At 77.0% G+C, this 504-nt stretch carries 1 protein-coding gene; it reads right to left on the bottom strand.

Features of this window, described 5'->3' with window-relative positions:
- Positions 1-504 (bottom strand): carbon-nitrogen hydrolase family protein (locus D3D02_RS19060; RefSeq protein ID WP_147435750.1); only part of this gene is annotated, 504 nt, incomplete at both ends.

Raw genomic sequence — 504 nt, 5'->3', positions numbered from 1 at the left:
CGGTCGCGACCGCGCCGTCCGGGCGTGCGACGAGGGAGTTGCCGGCGTACGCCGCCTCGTCGGGCGCGCGCCCGCCGCCGGAGCTCCCGGTTCGGCCCGCCCCGACGACCCACCTGACGCCGTCGAGCGCGCGGGCGCGGCACAGGAGACGCCAGTTGGTGACGTGGTCGGCGGGCCACGCACCGACGACGACGAGCGCGTCGACCGCGCGCTCCGCGAACCACGCGCTCTCCGCGACGAAGTTGAGGTCGTAGCAGGTCGGCAGGCCGGTCGGTCCGGCGGCCGTCTCGACGACGACGCGGTCCTCGCCGGGCTCGACCCACGCGGTCTCGTCGTACCACAGGTGTCGCTTGCGGTAGACGGCGAACCGGCCCGGGCCGTCGCCCGTCTCGCCCGTCGGCCCGGTGTTCGCGCCGCGGTCCGGCGGCGGAACGTACGCGGTCGCGTTGTAGACGCTCCCCTCGTCGCGCTCGGCGTAGCCCGCGACCACCGCCGCGTCCGCCG

This window comes from Halobellus sp. Atlit-38R, from assembly GCF_003665925.1.
GTDB classification, from domain to species: Archaea; Halobacteriota; Halobacteria; order Halobacteriales; family Haloferacaceae; genus Haloquadratum; species Haloquadratum inordinatus.
Note: the sequence above shows the minus strand (reverse complement) of the source record. Positions and strands in the feature narration are given on the sequence as shown.